Below are 20,259 nucleotides of genomic sequence, written 5' to 3' on the forward strand. Positions count from 1 at the left end.
TAACGATATTCGTTACGGTAAATCTAGAATTAACGTTGACGTATTGTCTTGTTTTGTTCAGTTTTCAAGGTTCAATTTGTTGCACGCGCTCCGTTTGAAGCGACTTTATTAATATAACACATCTTTCGTTTTCGCGTCAACAACTTTTTTAATTTCTTTTTCCGAAATGTTGTTTGCTGTATCAGCGACGTTTATTAATATATCACGCTCTAAAAATTATTGCAATATATTTTTACAAAAAAATTATTCTCTGTCCATTTTTTTCTTGTTCTTCCTTTAGGACAAGCTTCATATATATGAAAGTAGACTTTCCTGAAAGGAGTTTCAGTTAATGACAGTTATGGATGCAGCCCAGTACCTCTCTTACTTTATGGCCATTTATCTGTTTGCGTACTCATATGTAACCGGACTGAAAATCTGTGAAAGCACAAAACCAGTCAGAGGTTTGACTTTTATTTTGTCAGTAGTCATGGCATTTGTCTTTTCGTGTTTCACTTACACGTTCTCATAATAAAATAGGAAGAGCGGACTTTTAACACCGCTTTTGATTTCCGTGCAAGACTTCGCTTTCCGCGGGTGACCCGTGAGCCTCCTCGGCTTCGCCTGCGGGAAGAAAAGCGGAAGGGCTTTGATCAGAGGCGGGTGGCATAAGGCGAATCGGCCACGAAGGCGTTCTTTGCCTTCTTGGGCGAGTTGACTTATGACATGTGCCTCTAAGCCCCGCAGCTAGACAGGTCTCACATCGGCCACTTCCCCCGCAGGAGTCTTCGCCTTGCACTCCAATCAAACGCTTGAAAGGACTAATAATATCTAACATAACGTGCAAACTGAAAACCCTAATGAATTTGCCTGATAGAAAGCAATTTCATTAGGGTCTTACTTAGGCAGAATAATATACGTCCCTTCCTGATTTTTTGCATTTCCTTACAATCTATAATCCAAACAACAAGCCTTCTTCATCATATTCGTTTCCGCCGATTGATATCTTTTGCTCTTTGACGATCTCAGGACGGAATTGGTAATAAAAATGTTTAGATGGATTTTCTTTTAATACCCAGACGAGCATATTGGAATGACCCTGTGCTTTTAACTCGGCCATCGCAAAACGAAAAATGGCGCTTCCGATTCCAGTCCGCTGATTTTCTTTTAATAGATAGATGGCATAAAGTTCACCTTCATACTGTTTATCACGTTCCCGGCCTATGGAAACGAACCCTGCAATTTTGCCGGTGTCCAGTACGCATACATAGGTTTGATGAGGGCCGCTTAGAATGCCTTCCCACCTGACCTTTCTCTCCTCCACATTTAAGGAATCAAGGTAATCATCTGACACGATTCCTTTATACGTCGTTTTCCAGCTGTTTATATGAACGTCAGCAATCCCTTCTGCATCTTCAGGTACCGCTTTTCTAATATGGTACTCCTTCATTGTTTTTCACCTCATTCACTTGTTGAACCATTTTCTTCACCTTTCTTTCTTCTATTAGAAAGAGCGTTACTCCAAGAATGATGATCAAACCGCCCACTACCTGAGTAAGAAGTATTTTTTCAGCCAACAGCCAATAGGCTAGTAAAGAGGCCCCAATGGGTTCGAACAAAATCGCCATCGATATGGTCGATGTACTTAACCACTTCAGTGACCAATTAAAGAGGGTATGACCAAGAAGCGTTGGGACAATTGCCAGGAGCAAGAAGTAGAGCCAGTCTTCTCTGGGATAAGGTCCGAGACTCTCACCACGGCTTAGAGCATAAAATAAAAGAACAATGGCACTTATTGTATAAACCAGGTACGTATAGGTAATCAGCGAAAGCCTTTTACGGATGGTCTGTCCGAAAAGGAGATAGCCTGTCACCAAAGCGCAGGCAAGCAAGGCTAAGATATCCCCCCACAGCGCTTCCCCGCTGATCCTGAAATCCCCCCAGCTGATGATGAAGCTTCCTGCCACGGCCAGGAGTGCACTAATGACTGCTTTTCCGGTCAGCTTTTCCTGAAAGAATAGATACGCACCTATAAATGCGAACAGCGGCTGAAGGGTAACAAGTACAGTTGAACTGGCAACCGAAGTGTAGTTCAGAGATTCAAACCAAAGAATAAAATGAAATGCCAGAAAAATACCGGCTATGATGGAAAATGCCCAATCTCTCAAAGTAATAAGTTTGAGTTCCCTCACATATTTTAAGAAAAATACCGGGGTCATTAATAAAATTGTGAAGAAGAGCCTGTAAAATGCCAAAATCCCGGCAGGAGCACTCGATACCTTCACTAAGATGGCTGAGGTTGATACGGAAATCACCCCGATCGCAAGTATAAGATAAGGATTTACTTTTGTATCTGACATGGAAACACCCCCGTGCTTTTTGAATGTAATACTAGGCGTGCAGCCTTCATATTCAATTGTTCTCATTTTAATAAATTAAGAGAAAGAATACTATAACCAAATTCATCATTTTTTACAATAGTTGAAAGGGAGATGGAGGGGGTCAAGTGGACTTCATAGACACGGCACTATATATGAAGCTGGGAATCTCTGCAGTACTCGGGCTGGTTATCGGACTTGAAAGAGAATTAAAAAGGAAGCCGGTCGGTCTTAAGACTTCACTTGTCATTTGTATCGTAAGCTGCCTTTTGACGGTCGTATCCATTGAATCGGCGTATATTTCCGAAGGCTCTGAAAAAGTGAATATCACCATGGATCCGCTCCGGCTCGCAGCTCAAATTGTATCTGGAATCGGATTTCTTGGCGCAGGTGTCATCCTGCGGAAGGGAAATGACAGTATTTCCGGGCTTACAACAGCAGCGATGATCTGGGGGGCGGCGGGCATCGGAATTGCTGTGGGGGCGGGCTTCTATATGGAAGCAACTGCAGGAGTCATCCTTATCATCGTTTCCGTGGAAGTCGTTCCTACGATCATTACGTTCATAGGACCGAAACGACTTCGCGAAAAGGAATTATTCCTTCGGGCTACCATCAAGGAAAAGCATGAGATCAGAGCAATCATCGATCAAATCAAACAAGAGGATATTGCAATTGAAAACATCCGTATTAAAGATTTGAAAAATAATTTACATCTGCTTGAGTTGAAGATCATTGTTGATTTTAGAAAGAAGACAACGGATATTTATTACAGGATATCCGAGATTGAAGGAATCAAGGATGTTGAAATTGAAAGTTTGTAAAAGTAAAATGACCCCCTGGCAGCCATGGGGGTCATTTTTTATGAAGCTGGATCTTTTCAATGCAATGAAGTTTTTTCACCACTTCAAGTACACCATTGAAGTTCACAATGTCAGGGGTAAGGATAAGCAGGGAATATTTAAAACTATCCAGCCCTTTAAGGTCATCGTCGTCCTCGATTTGATACTGTGTGATTTCAATGCCGTGGCTGGTGATCGCCTCATTGATGGCAGTAATATTCCCTTCACCTTTTTTCACAACAAGGCTTAGAAGCAGGAGTTTCTTATGCCTGACTCTTTCTTTATAGAACATTTCAAATTTATTTAAGAAAAATAAGGTCATGACGATAATCAAAGTTGTAAATATCGCTTCATAATACATACCGATCCCTACAACTAGTCCGAGTCCCGCCACAACCCAGATGCTCGCTGCGGTAGTCAGTCCCCTGACCGTCACCCCTCCATGCACCATGATTGTTCCTGCACCGAGGAAACCGATCCCTGAGATAACATAAGACGGGATTCGGCTTGGATCGAACCCCACCAGTTCCGGGTGCTCCTCAAGGAAAGGTTCAAAACCATATAATGAAACCAGCATCAATAAACAAGACCCTACACCAACAAGGATATGCGTCCGCAGTCCGGCCGGGTGATTCTTCGATTCCCTCTCAATCCCGATCAGACCGCTCAGAATCACAATAAGCATGATGCGGATCAAGGAAGTTTCATACTCGTCCGGAAGTTCCGGCACCCATTCGAAATAGTCCATAAGCGTCACCTTTTCACTTTCTTCTATTACGTATACTTTTAACCTGAAACGCCAATTTTAAAACCCTTCATTTTGGAGGCGGCGCTGAATCGTCTTTCAAAAACAAAAACCAGGCGACAAACGTCACCTGGCACATGTTCATATTATTTTACAGGCTTCTTCAAGAAACCAACCATCAAGGCCGTAATGACTGAACCAACCAGCACAGCCACCAGGTAAAGGAACGGATTACCTTCTACGACCGGGAAGACGAATAGTCCTCCGTGCGGGGCAGGCAGTCCGATGCCAAAGGCCATCGTCAGGGCTCCGGCAACTGCGGAACCAGTCACAATCGAAGGGATGACCCTGAAAGGATCTGCCGCTGCAAACGGGATCGCCCCTTCCGTGATAAAGGATGCTCCCATGAAGTAGGCTGCAATCCCTGCTTTTCTTTCATTATCTTTAAATTTTCCTTTAAAGAATGTAGTGGCAAGCGCCAATCCAAGCGGAGGAACCATACCGCCCGCCATAATCGCTGCGTGTGGTGCAAGGTTTCCTCCTTCGATCATCGCGATTCCGAATGTGAATGCGGCCTTATTGATTGGTCCACCCATATCAACCGCCATCATTCCGCCAAGGATCAAACCAAGTAATACCAGGTTTCCTGTGCCCAGTCCATCCAGCCAGTTCTGGATCCCGCTGTTCACTGTACTCAGCGGCTCAACAAGGAACTGGAGCATAATGAAACCGGTAATGAAAATCCCGAACAACGGATAAATCAAAACGGGTTTAATGCCTTCAAGCGCGGCCGGGAAATTCTTCGTTAATCGCTTGATTCCAACGACAACATAACCTGCAAGGAAACCGGCAATGATTCCTCCCAAAAATCCACTCTGACCAGTCGCGGCAATCAGACCCCCGACCATACCCGGCGCGAAGCCAGGACGGTCTGCAATGCTCATGGCAATGAACCCTGCTAGAACCGGAACCATCAGGTAAAATGCATTCTCTCCGCCTATTTTATTTAAAATGGCTGCAAATTCATTGTATTGTGGAGAATCCGGATTCGCAGATTGAATGCCGAAAAGGAACGAAATCGCGATCAGAATTCCTCCGCCGACAACAAACGGAAGCATATTGGATACACCGTTCATCAAATGCTTATAAAAGAAGCCTGTGCGTTTCTTTTTCTCAGCACCCTGCTCCTCTTGATCTTCTGATCCCTTGCTTCCACTGTATAATGGTGCATCTTTTTCCACTGCTTTTTCCAGCAGGTCTTTCGGTTTTCTGATTGCTTCTGCCACAGGGACTTCGATGACAGGCTTACCTTTAAACCGATTCATCTCCACTTTCGTATCTGCTGCGACAATGATGGCTGTAGCGCTTTCAATTTCGGCTGCAGTCAGCACATTCTTTGCTCCGCCTGAACCATTTGTTTCAACCTTGAGTTTGATACCAAGTTCTTTCGCCTTTGCCTTCAGGGCATCCGCTGCCATGTAGGTGTGGGCGATGCCGGTAGGGCATGCAGTTACAGCGAGCACCTGCCCTTCCCCTGAGGAAGACTCTTCCGACACAGTTTCCTCTTCATCCTCTTTATCATGCAAGTTGATAATTTCCAATACTTCTTCCTCTGAAGAAGCATTCACCAGTGATTTCCGTACGTCCTCGTCCATCAACATGGAAGACAGGCGGCTGAGCGCTTCCAAGTGAGTCTGATTGGCTCCCTCGGTTGCAGCAATCATGAAGAATAGATGTGCCGGTGCCCCGTCCAAGGACTCATAATCGACTCCGTCAGCCGATTTCCCGAAAGCAATAGCCGGCGACTTTACTGCAGATGTTTTCGCATGGGGGATGGCGATCCCTTCCCCGATCCCTGTCGTACTTTGTGATTCCCGATTGAGAATCGCTTTTTTGAATTCCTCCGCATCCTGTAGTTTCCCACTCTTATCCAGGACGGAAACAAGTTCATCAATGACGGTCCCTTTGGATGATGCTTTCAGATTCAATGCGATTGTCTCTTTTCTTAAAAGCTCTGTTATACGCATTGTACTTCCTCCCTTTTATCTTTTACTGATTTCAATTTGTTTGTATAAGTCGTTAACTTTATTTGCATCACAAAGACCTATGGAAAAAGCCGTCGCAGAACCCGCCGCCGTCCCAAGCCGGAATGAGTCCTCCATACTGTATCCCTTCGAAAGTCCAGCGAGGAATCCTGCTACGGTTGAGTCCCCTGCCCCTACTGAACTTTTTAGCTCTCCGTCCGGGACGGACGCTTGGTATACGTCCTTCCCGGATAACAGGAGGGCACCTTTTTCCGCCATGGATACAATCACATTTTCCGGTCCTTTTTCTTTCAGTTTTTTTCCGTAAAAGACTGCATCCTCAACAGAATTGATCTCTACTCCGAACATTTCCCCCAATTCATGATGATTCGGCTTGATCAAGAACGGTTTCAAGGAAAGGACAGGTGCGATCAATTTCTTTTCAGCATCGATGACAATCCGCGCTTCCCGCTTCCCGCAGAGTGAAGCAGCTTCCTGATAAAAGGATTCAGCGACGGAAGCAGGAATACTCCCGGCAAGTACGAGGGTATCATCCTTTGATAAAGTCGAAATCCTACTGAGAAGACGGTTCAGCTGCTCCTTTGTAATGGACGGGCCGTTTCCGTTTATTTCCGTTTCATCTTCAGCCTTCACCTTCACATTGATCCTGGAGATTTCATCCACTTCCACAAATTCAGCTTCAATCTGCTCATCTTTTAAAAACTGCTTGATGAATTCCCCAGTGAATCCCCCAGCAAATCCTAATGCCGTGCTTTTCACATCCAGGACATGGAGGACCCGTGAGACATTTATTCCTTTTCCGCCGGGAAGAGCATTTTCTTTCGCCGACCGGTTCAATCCTCCTTTAGTGAACTGGTCAAGCTCCATAATATAATCAACTGATGGATTCAGGGTTAATGTGTATATCATGTTGTCACAACCTTTACTGTCGTTTTTTCCATATAAGCCGGGTCTGGTTCGTCTCCGCTCCTATTTGTGATGACAACCGCTTCATTTAAATCAGCTATTTTGCTGAACGCGATTTCACCGAATTTAGAATCGTCAGCCAGCACAAACGCTTCTCTCGAAAGTTCGATGGCCGTCTTCTTCACTTGCGCTTCTTCAGGGTCAGGTGTAGTAAATCCGTATTGCGGATGGATCCCATTCGTTCCAAGAAACGCTTTATCAAAACGGTACTTCTGAAGAGCTTCAATGGCTCCGCTTCCTATCATCGCTTTCGTTGTCGGCTTCACGTTCCCTCCGATGAGGTACGTCTTGAATCCTTTTTGGAGCAGGGCATCCACATGAGTCAACCCGTTTGTCACAATCACGATATCAACCTGAGGAAGAAATTCAATCATACCGAGTGTCGTGGTTCCTGCATCGAGAAATATGCAATCCCCTTCTTCCGCAAGTCCTGCAGCAAAACGTCCGATCACGTTTTTTTCATGAAGGCTTTTGGATGTTTTCTCAGAAACAGTCAGCTCCTTCAACTTTCCTTGCAGCCTTGAAGCTCCCCCGTGAACCCTTTTTAAATACTTTTCTTGTTCAAGCTGGGTCAGATCCCGGCGGATCGTTGATTCGGATGCTTCTGTCAATTCAGCGATCTCATGAATTTTTACGGTTTCCTTGTCTTTCAGCAAGTCTATAATGATTCGATGCCGTTCTTCAGTAAGCATAAGCTCCTCCTGCAACTCTTTGTTACCCTTATTATAATGAGAACGTTTTCAGAAATCAATCATTATCTATCATTTTCATTCAAAAACAATCACAAAACACTCAAAAACATCCACAATGGATTACTGCGGGTCAGGACGAACCATCATCCAATAACACTAAAAAAGCCAGCCCCGGGAACAACCCGGAACTGGCTTTATATCAAACACTATTATTCGTGATTTTCTTCATGCTGCTGTGCTTCAGGATTTTCTGAGCTTTTCGGATTAGGATTGACATACTGATAATCTTTACGATCGATCGGTGTATATCCTTCCGGTTCATAGAAGCGCAATAAATCTTCATAGATTACTTTGTCTGATAGCTCGAGACGCTTCTGAGCATCTTTACTCATAGCTTCACAAGCCTTTTTGGCTTCTTCATTACCTTCTTCAACCGGCTTGCCTGTTTCGTTATCATAGCAGACACCTTTGATGTTTGAATACTTGTCAGAAATGACATCACCATTACGGAAAGGAACGATTTGCTTGCGTTCTTTAGAAAGCAGGTCCTGACCAAAGCTTAGATAGTCCTTCGTGTCCACTCCAAGAAGGTGCATAACCGTTGGGCGAATATCGATTTGGCCGCCGTAGGTATGGTTGACTCCACCTTTTGCACCGGAGTTCAGGATGAACAACGGCACTCGTTGAAGCTGTGCACTTTCATAAGGACCGACTTCTTTGCCAAGTATTTCAGACATCGCTTTATTATGATTATCAGAAATACCATAGTGGTCTCCGTATAGGACTATCATTGTATTATCATAAAGACCTTTTTCTTTCAGGTCGTTCACAAAGTTCTCCAACTGTTTATCCATGTAGTGGGCAGTTTGGAAATAACGGTTCACTACACCATCATGCGTGTCAGCTGTATCAAAGTTGGCATCTTCTTCATGACGGTCGAATGGGAAGTGGTTGGATAACGAAATGAACTTCGCATAGAACGGCTGTTTCAGACTTTCCAGCATAGGCATTGATTCCTTGAAGAACGGGCCATCCTTTAGACCGTAAGGAAGCTGTTCTTCCGGATTGTTCATATCATAGTATGTTGCATCAAAGAATTTATCATATCCCATAGAGCGGTACATCTCTGAACGGTTCCAGAACGTCTTGTAATTACCGTGGAACGTCGCAGAAGTGTACCCTTTATCCTTTAATAAAGCAGGGGCAGATTGATACGTGTTGTTTGCGTGTGTCATGAACACTGCTCCCTGAGGAAGTGGATATAATGAATTTTCAAGGATAAATTCCGCATCGGATGTTTTTCCCTGTCCTGTTTGATGGAAGAAATTATCAAAATACATGGCATTTTGATCTTCAACCAATGAGTTCAGGAATGGAGTGACCTCTTCGCCATTCAGCTCTCTTCCAATCATGAACGACTGCAGGGATTCCATTGAAATATAGATAACGTTTTTCCCTTCGGCTTTTCCAAATGCCTCTGGGTTTGGAGCGACTTTATTCGCTTTTACGAAGTTTTCCACTTCTGATACTTCATTGCTGTCGGCCATGGCACGCTTGGCATGTGTCTTAGAGTTCTGGACGACATCATAAATCGTGAAGTTAGTTGTACCTAAATATTTCACAAGATAGTTACGGTCAAAGCTGCGTGTCAATAACTCCGGGCGGTCAATATTCGCAAGTCCAAGGTTCAACAGGAACACAAGCACCGCTGATGTCATGACTGCAAACACTGCACGGAAGCGCAATTTTTCCTGAGGCTTCACTTTCTTGGCGATCACAAGTCCAATGATGATGAACAGATCAAGGAAGTAAAGGATATCAAGAGGATTGATCAGCTCGAGTGCACTGCCTCCAAGTCCGTTATTCGTTTTCGCCTGCAAAAGAACCGGCACTGTAATGAAATCATTAAAGAAACGATAATACACGACGTTTGCATATAGAATGAAAGACATCAATAAATTAATGACGATAAATGCAATGTATCGCCCTCTGCCTTTCCAAAAGAGTGCTATACCAAAGAAAAATAGTGCTGAACTCAGCGGATTAAAGAATAACAAAAATTGCTGCATGGCATTTTGGATGCCAAGATTGAATTCCGCTAAATAGACAGCATATGTTTTTAACCAGAATAGAATGACGACTGTAAAGAAGAAAGTCAACTTCCCAGCACGCATCTCACTGCGCATGTCATTGAAACGGTTCTTAAAGAAGTTCATGCTTCATCACCTTTATTATTAAAATTTAGTAAAGTTAATTTGTAGTTTTTGTAAATCAGATTGAGTCAACAGAAAGTATTATAACAGAAATTAATTTCAGCTGTATAACATTTTGGTGTGATTCGTAACAAAAAGATTTCACCGTGATTCGACAAAAATAGTTGGCTTCAATAGTGGAATACGATAATGACAAGGGTTGTTACGTAATTTCGAAATGAAATACAATTTAGATACGTGGCTGCAGTTACATGAATTGTAAATAAATACAAGAAAGATGTTTCCGTTGTTTTTATCCTTTATCTCTTTCCCTCATCTATACCGCCTGTAAACCTGGAATGTAAATGTAAAATTAACCAAATGTAAAGCTTTTTACAAAAAAAGATTGAAGACTTCACACTTCAATCTTTCATCGTACACTTAAACCCGGGTCAATTCCTTCAACACAAATTTTTCCACAACTTCAGCTACGCCGTCTTCCATATTAGAAGATGTGACATGATCGGCTTTCTTCTTTATGTCTTCCGGCGCATTGCCCATCGCGACACCCAGCCCGGCGAATTCAATCATAGCCAGATCATTATAGCTGTCTCCGATTGCGATGACTTCTTCCCTGGTGATACCAAGGGGTTTGATCAAATAATCCAGGCTAGCGCCTTTTGTCACTCCAAGCTGCGTAAACTCGAGAAAGAATGGTTTTGAGCGCATGACACAAAGTTCGCCGTCCAATTCCTCCTGAAGCTTCTTCTCCACTTCCACCAGTCGTTCCGCTTCTTTCAGCATAAGGGCCTTGACGACCGGTCCGGCAACCGCTTCTTTGAAATCAGGTACCACCTGCACTGGAAGCCCGGTCAGCCTGCTTTCGATCTCTGCAAATTCATTCGGTTCCTCTACAAGGATCGCATCTTCAGAATACGTCAGGATCCCGACGCCTTCACGTTTGCTTAAATCATATAAACGGTGGGCTGTTTCAGCAGATAATGAGCGGCTGTAAATTTCGTCATCCGTACTGCAATTGATGATCACGGATCCATTAAAGGATAAAATATAGCTTCCAAACTCATTCAGTTTCAGTTCTTCCGCCACCCTGCGCATACCATAGGTCGGCCTGCCAGATGCGAGGACCACCTTCACACCGTTCTCCTGAGCTGTCATCAGTGCTTTTTTGGTGCGTCCGGAAATCGTCTGGTCATCCCGAAGCAGTGTATCATCTAAATCAAGAACGATCATTTTATAATTCATTAATAGAAACCCCTTCTATAGTAGAAAATATATTTTCCTACTATAACATCAAACGGATTTTTAATAAAAGGAAATCTTTGTGAACAATATCCGGTGCACCATAAAAAAAGACAGCTGAGATCAGCTGCCTTTTTTCAATGCTTGATGTTTTTGATCATGTGACTTGGACCTTAATTCCGATCGTATGTCCTTGTAAAAAGAGACTCCCATCAGGATGATGACCAGGGCAAATGGAAGAGCTGCGATGATCAGCATATTCTGCAGTCCCTGGGTGCCCCCAAAGTAAACGACAGCTGCCGCCATCATCGATTGAATCAACCCCCAAGAAATCTTGACCTGATTTCCCGGATTCAAACGGCCGTCGGTACTGAGCATGCCCAATACAAAGGTAGCGGAATCCGCGGAAGTGATGAAGAAAATGGCGATGACAAAAATCGTAATGATGGACATAAAGGTTCCGAGCGGATATTCAGCAAGCGTCCCGAATGTCGAGGTCTCAAGGCTTAACTTAGAGATGGTCGCGATCCCAAGATTCTCTAAACGAAGAGCGGAAACCCCGAATACAGAGAAGAAAATGAAGCATACGAGGGAAGGAAGCAATAGAACACCGAATAAAAACTCTTTGATTGTCCGGCCCCTTGATATCCTCGCAATGAATATGCCGACGAAAGGCGCCCAGGAGATCCACCAGGCCCAGTAGAAAATGGTCCAGCCATTGATCCACGTCCGTCCTTCGGCATCCATCGGTGCGATGCGCAGGCTCATTTTGAAGAAATCGGCAGCGTAATTGCCCAGCGTATTCGTAAACATGTTCAAAATCAGCATGGTCGGTCCGACGATGAATAATAGAACTAGCAGGAATGCAGCAAGGCCCATATTGATATTACTCAAATATTTGATCCCTTTCCCGATGCCTGACCATGCAGACCAGATGAATAAAACGGTGGAAACCGCCAATACAATCAGCTGTACAGTGAAATTGTTGGGGGTGCCGAATAAAAAGGAAAGCCCTCCCGTTATCTGTGCGGACCCGAACCCAAGGGTAGCGGCAACACCGACAACCGTCGCAAATACAGCAAGGACATCAATCCCTTGTCCCAATGGACCCCTCATACGTTTCTCGCCGAATAAAGGGGTGAGCGTGGCACTGATTAATCCAGGTGCCCCGCGGTTGAATTTAAAGTAGGCCAATACCAGCGCAACAATGCCGTATACCGCCCAGGCGTGGATTCCCCAGTGAAAAAAGGAATATTTAAGCGCGTCCCTTACCGCAGCATCCGTCCCAAGCTCCGCTGCCGGACTGCTTTTGAACGCATGGGATATTGGTTCTGCCGTCGTCCAGAAGACAAGCCCCATCCCCATTCCTGCACTGAACAGCATGGCAAACCATGAAGAGTTGCTGAACTCAGGTTTTTCTCCATGCTTGCCGAGCCTGATTTTCCCGTAACGCGAAAACATTAAATATACGCAGAAAAGTAAAATGGCAATGACAATAAGCAAATAAAACCAGCCGAATTTATCCAGGATTCCCTGTGTGAATGCAGCCGTGATTTTTTCCAGATGTTTTGGAGCAACAGATCCCCAAATGACAACGATCAAAGTAATAAATAGTGAATACCAAAATACTCGTGTAGCCTGTTTCATGTGTCACCTCTCAAAATTATGTACCGTACCATGTTAACATACCTCTTATGGATAGCCAGAAAACCGGTATGGTTAATTAATTTTTATTATCCTCGCGGCAGACTTTCCTATACGGTGAATAGTGATGACCCATTTAAATAAGAAAGAAAGTAAAAAAATCAATTCTATTTACAATTTTTATTGACAACAAAACAGCCTATCCATTAAACTATTTTCATAGCCGTTAACGAGGCATACATATTGAAACACGGGGCATTAGCTCAGCTGGGAGAGCGTTTGGCTGGCAGCCAAAAGGTCAGCGGTTCGATCCCGCTATGCTCCATACCGAAAACAGGGAAAACCTTAATGGTTTTCCCTGTTTTTTTTATTTATAGAAAAACCGCCAGATTACGTAAGCTGACGGTTTTTCTTCCTTATTTAATGATTGTCGACCCCTGAAGCAGTTCCGGCTTGGCGCCAAGAATCAGTAAAAACAGTTTTGAATCACTGATGTTTCGGTGTTTCTTCATAAGTTCCTTCAATTGAATGACTTGCGGATGATCCTTTAATTTTCTCACTTCCTGCTGATACAAAGTAAGAATCGATCCCCTTACGAAGCGCGGCTCGTAATCCGGCAGTTCCTTATCCCTCAATAAAGATCCCATATACCCATATTTCAATTGAAGCTGTCTTGTCAGGCTGACCACATGAACAATCTGCTCGTTCAATTCCGGATATTCATGCTTCAGAGATTCCACATCTTTTTTTGCATCGTTCAGATCGTGTAAACTTTCAAGCATAGTTGTCATGAAGCTTCACCTCCCAAGTTCCAAGGCTTCTCAAGCCCGATGATTTGAGTCAGTGTTTTACTGTGCTTGCGGCGGATCCTTCTTCTTTCGGCACGTTCTTTGCCTGATTCATAAAGGAACTTCTCTTCTTCTGTTTCCGGGATGATTTCCGGCACCTTGACCGGCTTTTTATTTTCATCCAGTGCCACAAAGGTCAAAAAGGCTGTTGCGGCCATCCTTCTTTCCCCTGTCATCATGTCTTCAGCGATCACCTTGCAGAAAATCTCCATTGATTTATTTCCAACGTAAGAGACATATGACTCCACGCATACGGAATCGGATTGCTGTATCGGATAAAGGAAATCGATGGAGTCTGTTGATGCCGTCACGCATTCTTTCACTCTTGCATGGCGCCTCGCCGATAATGTTGCATTATTATCAAGCTTCTTCATCAATACACCCCCGAACAATGTATTGTAGTTATTCAGATCATTGATCATAACCTGGTCCGTACTGACGACCAGGCTTTCTTTAGGATGCTTGGCTTCTTTCATGGTGAACAATCCCTTCTTTGTGAATTCGTATTTCAAACGTTTGATACCCAAAGTGTACGCCTGAGTGTCCCATAAGTGAAATGAATGTTCTTTATCCGTGTCATAGATATCATCAATGAGAATGCTTTCAACCAAATGGTATCAGCGTATGATTTTGGAAAATCCTAATGAATTTTTTTACTATTTAAACTAAAAAAGAGCATCCCTTTTAATCAGAGATGCTCCCCATCAACCTGTCCTGGGTGAACTTCAGCCACTCGGAAGTCGCATAAGATAAATATTGATTTTTTCTCCATATAATTGCAAGATCCCATTCAATGACAGGTTTCACCACTTTGATTGCGGTGAGATCCTCCTTGAGAAGACTGTATACGCTCGCAGGCAAAATGGAAATCCCCAGCTCCGCCTCGATCATCTTCCCGATAAAATCCCACTGAGAGCTTTCGGAAACGACCTGCGGCATAAAACCGGCTTCTTTACACGCTGCTTTAATCCGGTCATTCAGTGCAAAATCTTTATTGAAAAGAATGAATGATTCTTCCTCCAATTCTTCCATCTTGATCTGTTTTCTGCGGGCGAACTTATGGCTTGGCGGAATGACTGCCAGGAGTTCTTCTTTCATGAAGGAAAAATGATGAAAATCATCGCCGCTCACAGGAAGGACGGCAATCCCGACATCCAACTGGTCTGACATGATGTCTTCTTCTATTCTTTTCGTCCCGTTTTCAATAAGCTGAAACGTGATGCGTGGATACAGCTTGTGAAATTCCCCAAGCACACGGATAAAATGACCGGCATCCATGATCGGCGGCAGCCCGATCCTGATATGCCCCCTCTGCAGCCCGATAATGTCATCGAGTTCATGCTGGATGTTCTCGAATGCTTTATCGATTGTTTGTGCCTGCTGCAGGATTGCCCTTCCGGCATCGGTCAGCACAAGCTGCCTCCGCGAGCGGTCAAACAGCTCCACCCCGAGTTCTTCTTCAAGGTTCCTGATCATTTTACTGATGGTAGGCTGAGTCACGAATAAGTGATCCGCTGCCCTGGTGAAACTTTTAAATCGAGTTACTTCGATGAAATATTTTAAGTGACGTATATCCATGCCTACACCTCTCTTTTTCATTCTTCGGTCCACATATTATAGCATCCCGGCGACTCAAGAATACAGTTAATCCGAAACCTGCTCCCCGATATGCATCATGGCAGCTGTTCCTTGTTTCAGATCTTTGACCAAATCCCTGTTAGTTCTTATACTGATTAGTAAGTTCTTGAAGGGCAGTGATACAAAATGCTATACATATGGAATATAGAGAAGATCATCCAGCAGACACTATCTCAGCACAACTTGAAGATCAACTATGAATCAAGCAACAGTCTCACTGTGCCAATGAGTTATAACGTATCCCATAATACAATCAGATTTAATTATTTGAAGATCAATGGATATATAGCAAAGTTGAATATCAGGCAGCCAAAGGAGGATCTTGTACGGATTGTCCTTTACCGGGTTCTCGGTTATTATCTGGATTTTAAGAAAAATAAGCATGATACAAGAATATTGATGTACGGCGATGACAAAGAGAAAACAGACCTTAAGAATCTGATTGAGAAAAATGCGTGGATATATGGGCGGACGTTGGTGCCTGGAGAGCTGATAAGCGCTTATGACCGAATGTATGAATTGGATAAAGTTCTCCTGTAATAATGTGAAAATCGCCTGCCGCTCTTAAGCGGCAGGCGATTCTGGTTATCTATCTAGTTTTGAATATACTTATTGAAAACCTCTCCAAAGTCTTTTCTAGTATTGGCATTATAATGGTCATTGAACCATTCGAACGCAAAGCTTGTCGTTTGTTTGAATTCGTCTGATATGTCATTATCATGGAATCGGTTATTGGCTATGAGTTCCCTTGCCGTAGACAGACTCTTCTCTGCAGAGTCGATGATCCGCTTCCCTTCATCCTGGATGTGGGAGATGGCAAGAAGTGATTTGTAAAGGTCGGCGATTGCCTCTCCTTCTTTTTTATCGATATCGACTGAGAATGCCTTGCTGCCCATGGTGAATTTGATTTCAAGGTCCAGGTCGATGGTGCCAGCCGTTTCAATGGATACATTGCTGATCGGATGTTTGTAATAGTCATAGCGGTAAAGGTTGCGCTTGCTGCTTGAGGCCTTTTCACCATCTAAATGAATGAGCGCACGATTGGTGAAGCAGTATTCGTCGGTTTTGGACTTGATGAGGAAGTGGATTTTTTCTCCGTCTTCGCTTAGGACATAATCGTCTGATTGTGTTTTGTCGAAGTCTTCACGTTTGATGATTTTTCCGATGTCGCTGATACCCAATGCATCACTTGCGAATTTCTTTAGCATGATCGATAACCTCTTTTCGATTATTAATTTGCAGGTTAAACAATACACTACAAAAAAACATCCGTGGTTAATCACCCTAAATACCACTGTTGATTTTCGTGCAAGACTTCGCTTTCCGCGGGCGGTTGGTGAGCCTCCTCGTCGCTGCGCTACTGCGGGGTCTCACCTAACGCGCTTCTCCCGCAGGAGTCTTCGTCTTGCACTCCAATCAACAGCTGGGGCCGGTTGTGCATTTGTTTTCCTTAGCTATTGTTTAACCATTCTCTTACACTACCATGCTATCAAGAAATGACTGAGAATGTAAGTATCTTTGCAGGGGGCAATGTCATCAATCTACTGTTAATAGTAATGAAAAGAAAAGAACCCACGGCTGATAAGGCCTTGGGTTCTTTTGGGGTTTGGATCAGTATAGCAGGTATTGTTTTCGTACTTTGTTGAATTCTTTTAGTTCTGGCTGCCATTGGGCTGTCATATCTTCTATGCTTCTTCCTTCTTCGATTCCTTGACGGATCCAGCCGTTTCCGATGAGGTTGTCGAAGAATGAGACGCCGGCGCTGTTTTCTGCACGGAACTGGAAGTCTTCGGGATACATGTCGTGAATTGTTTTCACGATGTGAAGTCCCGTTTCGACAGGTTTGAATGTTTTTCTGTCAGTGACATGAATCTCGATTCCGTGTGACAGTTTGCCTGCGTGCTTGGACGATGCCGGAGTGAAAGATGCCGCCCTGAACGTGACCCCTTCAAGCTTAAGCCCATTCAGTTCATCTGCAAGGTCGGCAGCGTTGATGAACGGTGCTCCGATCAGTTCGAACGGCTTCGTTGTGCCGCGCCCTTCAGAGACATTAGTCCCTTCAATGAGTGCAGCTCCAGGATATACTAAAGCTGTATCAAGGGTCGGCATGTTCGGTGAAGGCATGACGAACTCGAGCGGTGTTTCATCGTAATACTTGTCGCGTTTCCAGCCTTCCATTTCCACAACGGTCAGGTCGGCACCGATATCAAATTCTGTATTGAACAATTTTGCAAGTTCCCCGACTGTCATTCCATGACGGAGCGGGATGCTGTAGTTTCCGACGAATGAAGAATATTCCATATCAAGTACAGGACCTTCGACTTTTGATCCGCTCAGCGGATTCGGACGGTCGAGCACGATGATCGGGATATCATTTTCTTTCGCAGCTTCCATCGCATATGCCATGGTGTAAATATACGTGTAAAAACGAGTTCCCACATCCTGGATATCAAAGAGAAGGACTTCTACATTTTCAAGCATTTCAGGTGTCGGTTTCTTTGTCGCCCCGTAAAGGCTGTATACCGGAAGACCTGTGCGTTCATCGATGTAGAAATCGACATACTGTCCTGCCTGTGCGTCTCCACGCACACCATGTTCAGGCCCGTAAAGAGCAGTCAATTCCACATCCGGATCATTATGCAATGTATCCACGATACTGTTCAGCTCTTGATCCACCCCGGTAGGGTTCGTGATCAGGCCGACTTTCTTCCCTTCAATCAGATCTTTTTCCTCTTTTAAGAGCTGCTCAACACCAAGTGAGAATTCTTTATGTTTTCCTTTCCCTTTCCCGTGTCCATTGCCTTTGCCGTTATCATGCGCAGAGCCCGCAGACATCGTCGAAAAAATGAGTATCAGTGTGAGCACTGCAATCATCCACTTTTTCAAATTCTTCCCCTCCCGTTAACTGAAATTTAATACGTCAAACCGTGTCCGAATTCATACAGGGTGCCTTCATCCACTCCCGGAATGGATACCGGAAGCTTTCCGCCTGGTGCGTTCGCTCCGAAAATCGTCGCGGCGGATGCCTTAAAGCTTGCCGTGCGGAAACCGTATTGAGCAAGATAAGCGTCAACCTCTTCGTTATACGCCATGATGTCGTATGGGTTGCGTATGCCGACAGTGATTACAGGGGCGTCTGTTTCGTCTTGTAAAGCTTTGACCATCTGCATCTGGGCACTCTCAGGAGATCTGCCCGAGACATTGTAGGTGTAAGTACCGGCGATGACAGCCGAAGCACCTCTGATTTCGGCTTTCTGTTCTTCAGTTAATTGGTAATTCGATGAAACCTTGACGACTGTTGTATTTTCATGCTGTTCCTGTACAGCTTCTCCAAGATCCTCGATAAACGTATTGCCGATCACAACGACCTTTTCATCTTCAGTAGTATTTAATGGAAGCGCCTGCTCATTTTTCACAAGAGTGATGGAACGCTCTGCCGCTTCTTTTTCCACTTGTTTATGTTCTTCAGATCCGACGATTTCATTTGCTTCAGCGATTTTTTCTTCCAGTGGAAGCGGGGTTTCTTCCTTGATGACTCCCCGTTTGATTTTAAGGGTAAGGATTCGTTCAACAGATGCTTCGATTCGATCAACTGTCAGTTCACCGCTGTCGACCGCATCAAGAAGCCCTTGTCTCACTTCGCTCATTCCAACCGGCATAAGGACGATGTCCGTTCCCGCTTTTACTGCGCGGACTGCCGCATCGACTGAACCGAAATGGTCGGCGATCGCTTTCATGTTCATGGCATCTGTCGTGATGATGCCCTCATATCCCATTTCTTCACGCATCAATTCTGTCAGGACTTTATGAGAAAGAGTGGCAGGGACCGCAATTTCTTCTCCTGTTTTTTTCGAAATGGCCTTGGAGTCGTCGATTTTAGGGAACGTGACGTGAGCCGTCATGATTGCATCAATCCCAGCATCCATTGCTTTCTGGAATGGATACAGCTCCACTTCCTTCAACCGTTCCTTATCGTGAGGAACTTCCGGCAGCCCAAGGTGTGAATCAACAGCAGTATCACCGTGGCCTGGGAAATGCTTGGCAGTCGCTGCTACACCGGCGGACTGAAGTCCTTCCGTATAGGCAACTCCCATTTCGGCGACCAATTCGGGATCACCGCCGAAAGAACGGACTCCGATCACCGGGTTGTCAGGGTTGATATTAACGTCCATAACCGGCGCAAAGTTCACATTGATTCCAAGGGAATGAAGTTCTTCCCCGATCGCTTTCCCGACATTACGGGCAATTTCAGGTGATCTTGTCGCCCCCAATGCCATATTACCAGGGAAGTCAGTTCCAGATTGAAGACGTGTGACGATCCCGCCTTCCTGGTCGATTGTCATCAGCAGGCCATATTTCTCTGAAGCATCCTGATAATCTGCTACCAGCTTCGTTGTTTGTTCGGTCGTGACCACATTCTCACGGAATAAAATAACCCCGCCGAGATGATAGTCCTTCACAAGCTGCTCGATTTCAGGAAGCATTTCCGTTACGTTCTCGCCGTCCCAGTTCCTGAAGTCGGGCATGAGCATCTGACCGATTTTCTCTTCGATCGTCATGTTTTCGATCGCTTCATCAACCAGATTGTAGCGCTCTCCTTTTTGTTTAATAATTTTCGCTTCCGATGCAGGTTTGCCTTTTTTACCCTTGTGATGGACAGGCTTCACATGCACGGCAATGCGGTCGGAATAGGTTCCGTTTGACACTTTGATAAACGTTTTCCCGTTCTTGCCGGTCAAAGTGACTTTTCCATCCTCATCCACTGAGGCCACTGTTTTGTTCGAAGAACTCCAGTTCAATCCTTCGGACACAAGCGTAAAGTGCCCGTCGTTATAGATATTCAATGCCTTCATGCCAATTTCTTCACCTGCCCCCGCCTCCACTTGCGGTGCATTTTGATAAATGATCAAATCTTTCAGGACGCTTTCCGCCTTCACATTGTTCAGCGGCAGCCCGGAAATGATGAGCGCAAGTACCAGGACGGTTAATGAAAAGATTTTATTAAAGTGTTTCATGCGTGTTCCTCCCCTGCT

General features: G+C 44.5%; 18 protein-coding genes and 1 tRNA gene. 4 read left to right on the top strand and 15 right to left on the bottom strand.

All coding sequences use genetic code 11. From position 1 onward, the window contains the following. Positions 1-331 precede the first annotated feature (331 nt). On the top strand, positions 332-511 hold the full coding sequence (locus ACKA06_RS18890; protein ID WP_032086342.1) for a hypothetical protein: 180 nt from the start codon (positions 332-334) through the stop codon (positions 509-511). A gap of 420 nt (positions 512-931) precedes the next feature. On the opposite strand, the gene ACKA06_RS18895 is transcribed toward ACKA06_RS18890, so the two are convergent. Next, positions 932-1,429: a GNAT family N-acetyltransferase gene (locus ACKA06_RS18895; protein ID WP_032086343.1), complete on the bottom strand. Its 498-nt coding sequence runs from the start codon at positions 1,427-1,429 to the stop codon at positions 932-934. Next, positions 1,410-2,339 (bottom strand): DMT family transporter, encoded by a 930-nt coding sequence (locus tag ACKA06_RS18900; protein ID WP_058299742.1) that lies wholly within the window; start codon positions 2,337-2,339, stop codon positions 1,410-1,412. Before ACKA06_RS18900 ends, ACKA06_RS18895 begins: the two co-directional genes overlap by 20 nt. A gap of 173 nt (positions 2,340-2,512) precedes the next feature. On the opposite strand from ACKA06_RS18900, the gene ACKA06_RS18905 reads away from it, so the two are divergent. Next, on the top strand, positions 2,513-3,178 hold the full coding sequence (locus tag ACKA06_RS18905) for an MgtC/SapB family protein (RefSeq protein WP_032086434.1): 666 nt from the start codon (positions 2,513-2,515) through the stop codon (positions 3,176-3,178). A 31-nt stretch (positions 3,179-3,209) separates the two neighbouring features. Here the strand turns inward: ACKA06_RS18905 and ACKA06_RS18910 are convergent, their stop codons facing one another. The 7 genes from ACKA06_RS18910 to ACKA06_RS18940 all read right to left on the bottom strand — a co-directional run bounded on the left by ACKA06_RS18910 (position 3,210) and on the right by ACKA06_RS18940 (position 12,743). Continuing rightward, complete coding sequence (locus tag ACKA06_RS18910; protein WP_032086344.1) at positions 3,210-3,944, bottom strand: MgtC/SapB family protein; 735 nt, start codon at positions 3,942-3,944, stop codon at positions 3,210-3,212. Between the two features lie 143 nt (positions 3,945-4,087). Beyond that, positions 4,088-5,968 (bottom strand): PTS fructose transporter subunit IIABC, encoded by a 1,881-nt coding sequence (locus tag ACKA06_RS18915; RefSeq protein ID WP_411160385.1) that lies wholly within the window; start codon positions 5,966-5,968, stop codon positions 4,088-4,090. 15 nt (positions 5,969-5,983) lie between these two features. Further along, positions 5,984-6,895 carry a 1-phosphofructokinase gene (gene pfkB, locus ACKA06_RS18920; RefSeq protein ID WP_411160386.1) on the bottom strand — a complete coding sequence of 304 codons (912 nt, stop codon included), beginning with the start codon at positions 6,893-6,895 and terminating at the stop codon, positions 5,984-5,986. Then, the gene (locus tag ACKA06_RS18925; RefSeq protein ID WP_214871972.1) at positions 6,892-7,644 is read right to left on the bottom strand and encodes a DeoR/GlpR family DNA-binding transcription regulator; all 753 of its coding nucleotides are present in this window, start codon (positions 7,642-7,644) and stop codon (positions 6,892-6,894) included. Before ACKA06_RS18925 ends, pfkB begins: the two co-directional genes overlap by 4 nt. A 209-nt stretch (positions 7,645-7,853) precedes the next feature. Further along, positions 7,854-9,830, bottom strand: a complete 1,977-nt coding sequence (locus ACKA06_RS18930) for an LTA synthase family protein (protein ID WP_064567468.1) — start codon at positions 9,828-9,830, stop codon at positions 7,854-7,856. 447 nt (positions 9,831-10,277) lie between these two features. Further along, a complete protein-coding gene (locus ACKA06_RS18935; protein WP_197669301.1) occupies positions 10,278-11,099 on the bottom strand; it encodes a Cof-type HAD-IIB family hydrolase in 822 nt (273 codons plus the stop codon). Between the two features lie 120 nt (positions 11,100-11,219). Then, the gene (locus ACKA06_RS18940) at positions 11,220-12,743 is read right to left on the bottom strand and encodes a glycine betaine uptake BCCT transporter (RefSeq protein ID WP_214871974.1); all 1,524 of its coding nucleotides are present in this window, start codon (positions 12,741-12,743) and stop codon (positions 11,220-11,222) included. 249 nt (positions 12,744-12,992) lie between these two features. Here ACKA06_RS18940 and ACKA06_RS18945 point away from each other — a divergent pair. Then, a tRNA-Ala gene (locus tag ACKA06_RS18945) sits at positions 12,993-13,065 on the top strand. Between the two features lie 91 nt (positions 13,066-13,156). Here ACKA06_RS18945 and ACKA06_RS18950 read toward each other — a convergent pair. The 3 genes from ACKA06_RS18950 to cidR all read right to left on the bottom strand — a co-directional run bounded on the left by ACKA06_RS18950 (position 13,157) and on the right by cidR (position 15,166). Next, positions 13,157-13,531 (bottom strand): hypothetical protein, encoded by a 375-nt coding sequence (locus ACKA06_RS18950; RefSeq protein ID WP_058299736.1) that lies wholly within the window; start codon positions 13,529-13,531, stop codon positions 13,157-13,159. Next, positions 13,528-14,064 (bottom strand): acyl-CoA thioesterase, encoded by a 537-nt coding sequence (locus tag ACKA06_RS18955; protein WP_032086436.1) that lies wholly within the window; start codon positions 14,062-14,064, stop codon positions 13,528-13,530. The genes ACKA06_RS18950 and ACKA06_RS18955 overlap by 4 nt, the downstream gene beginning before the upstream one ends. Positions 14,065-14,272: 208 nt before the next feature. Next, positions 14,273-15,166, bottom strand: a complete 894-nt coding sequence (cidR, locus tag ACKA06_RS18960) for a cidABC operon transcriptional activator CidR (protein ID WP_411160397.1) — start codon at positions 15,164-15,166, stop codon at positions 14,273-14,275. Positions 15,167-15,352: 186 nt separating this feature from the next. Here cidR and ACKA06_RS18965 point away from each other — a divergent pair, with 186 nt between their 5' ends. Then, entirely contained in the window at positions 15,353-15,766 is a 414-nt protein-coding gene (locus ACKA06_RS18965; RefSeq protein ID WP_032086352.1) for a hypothetical protein, read from the top strand. Between the two features lie 53 nt (positions 15,767-15,819). On the opposite strand, the gene ACKA06_RS18970 is transcribed toward ACKA06_RS18965, so the two are convergent. The 3 genes from ACKA06_RS18970 to ACKA06_RS18980 all read right to left on the bottom strand — a co-directional run bounded on the left by ACKA06_RS18970 (position 15,820) and on the right by ACKA06_RS18980 (position 20,241). Beyond that, on the bottom strand, positions 15,820-16,434 hold the full coding sequence (locus ACKA06_RS18970) for a PH domain-containing protein (protein WP_058299735.1): 615 nt from the start codon (positions 16,432-16,434) through the stop codon (positions 15,820-15,822). Between the two features lie 403 nt (positions 16,435-16,837). After that, positions 16,838-18,112, bottom strand: coding sequence for an exo-beta-N-acetylmuramidase NamZ family protein (locus tag ACKA06_RS18975; protein WP_032086354.1), 1,275 nt, complete (start codon positions 18,110-18,112; stop codon positions 16,838-16,840). Positions 18,113-18,138: 26 nt separating this feature from the next. Beyond that, a complete protein-coding gene (locus ACKA06_RS18980; protein WP_411160387.1) occupies positions 18,139-20,241 on the bottom strand; it encodes a glycoside hydrolase family 3 N-terminal domain-containing protein in 2,103 nt (700 codons plus the stop codon). Positions 20,242-20,259 lie beyond the last annotated feature (18 nt).

This window comes from Rossellomorea oryzaecorticis, assembly GCF_045897515.1.
Taxonomy (GTDB): Bacteria; Bacillota; Bacilli; order Bacillales; family Bacillaceae_B; genus Rossellomorea; species Rossellomorea enclensis.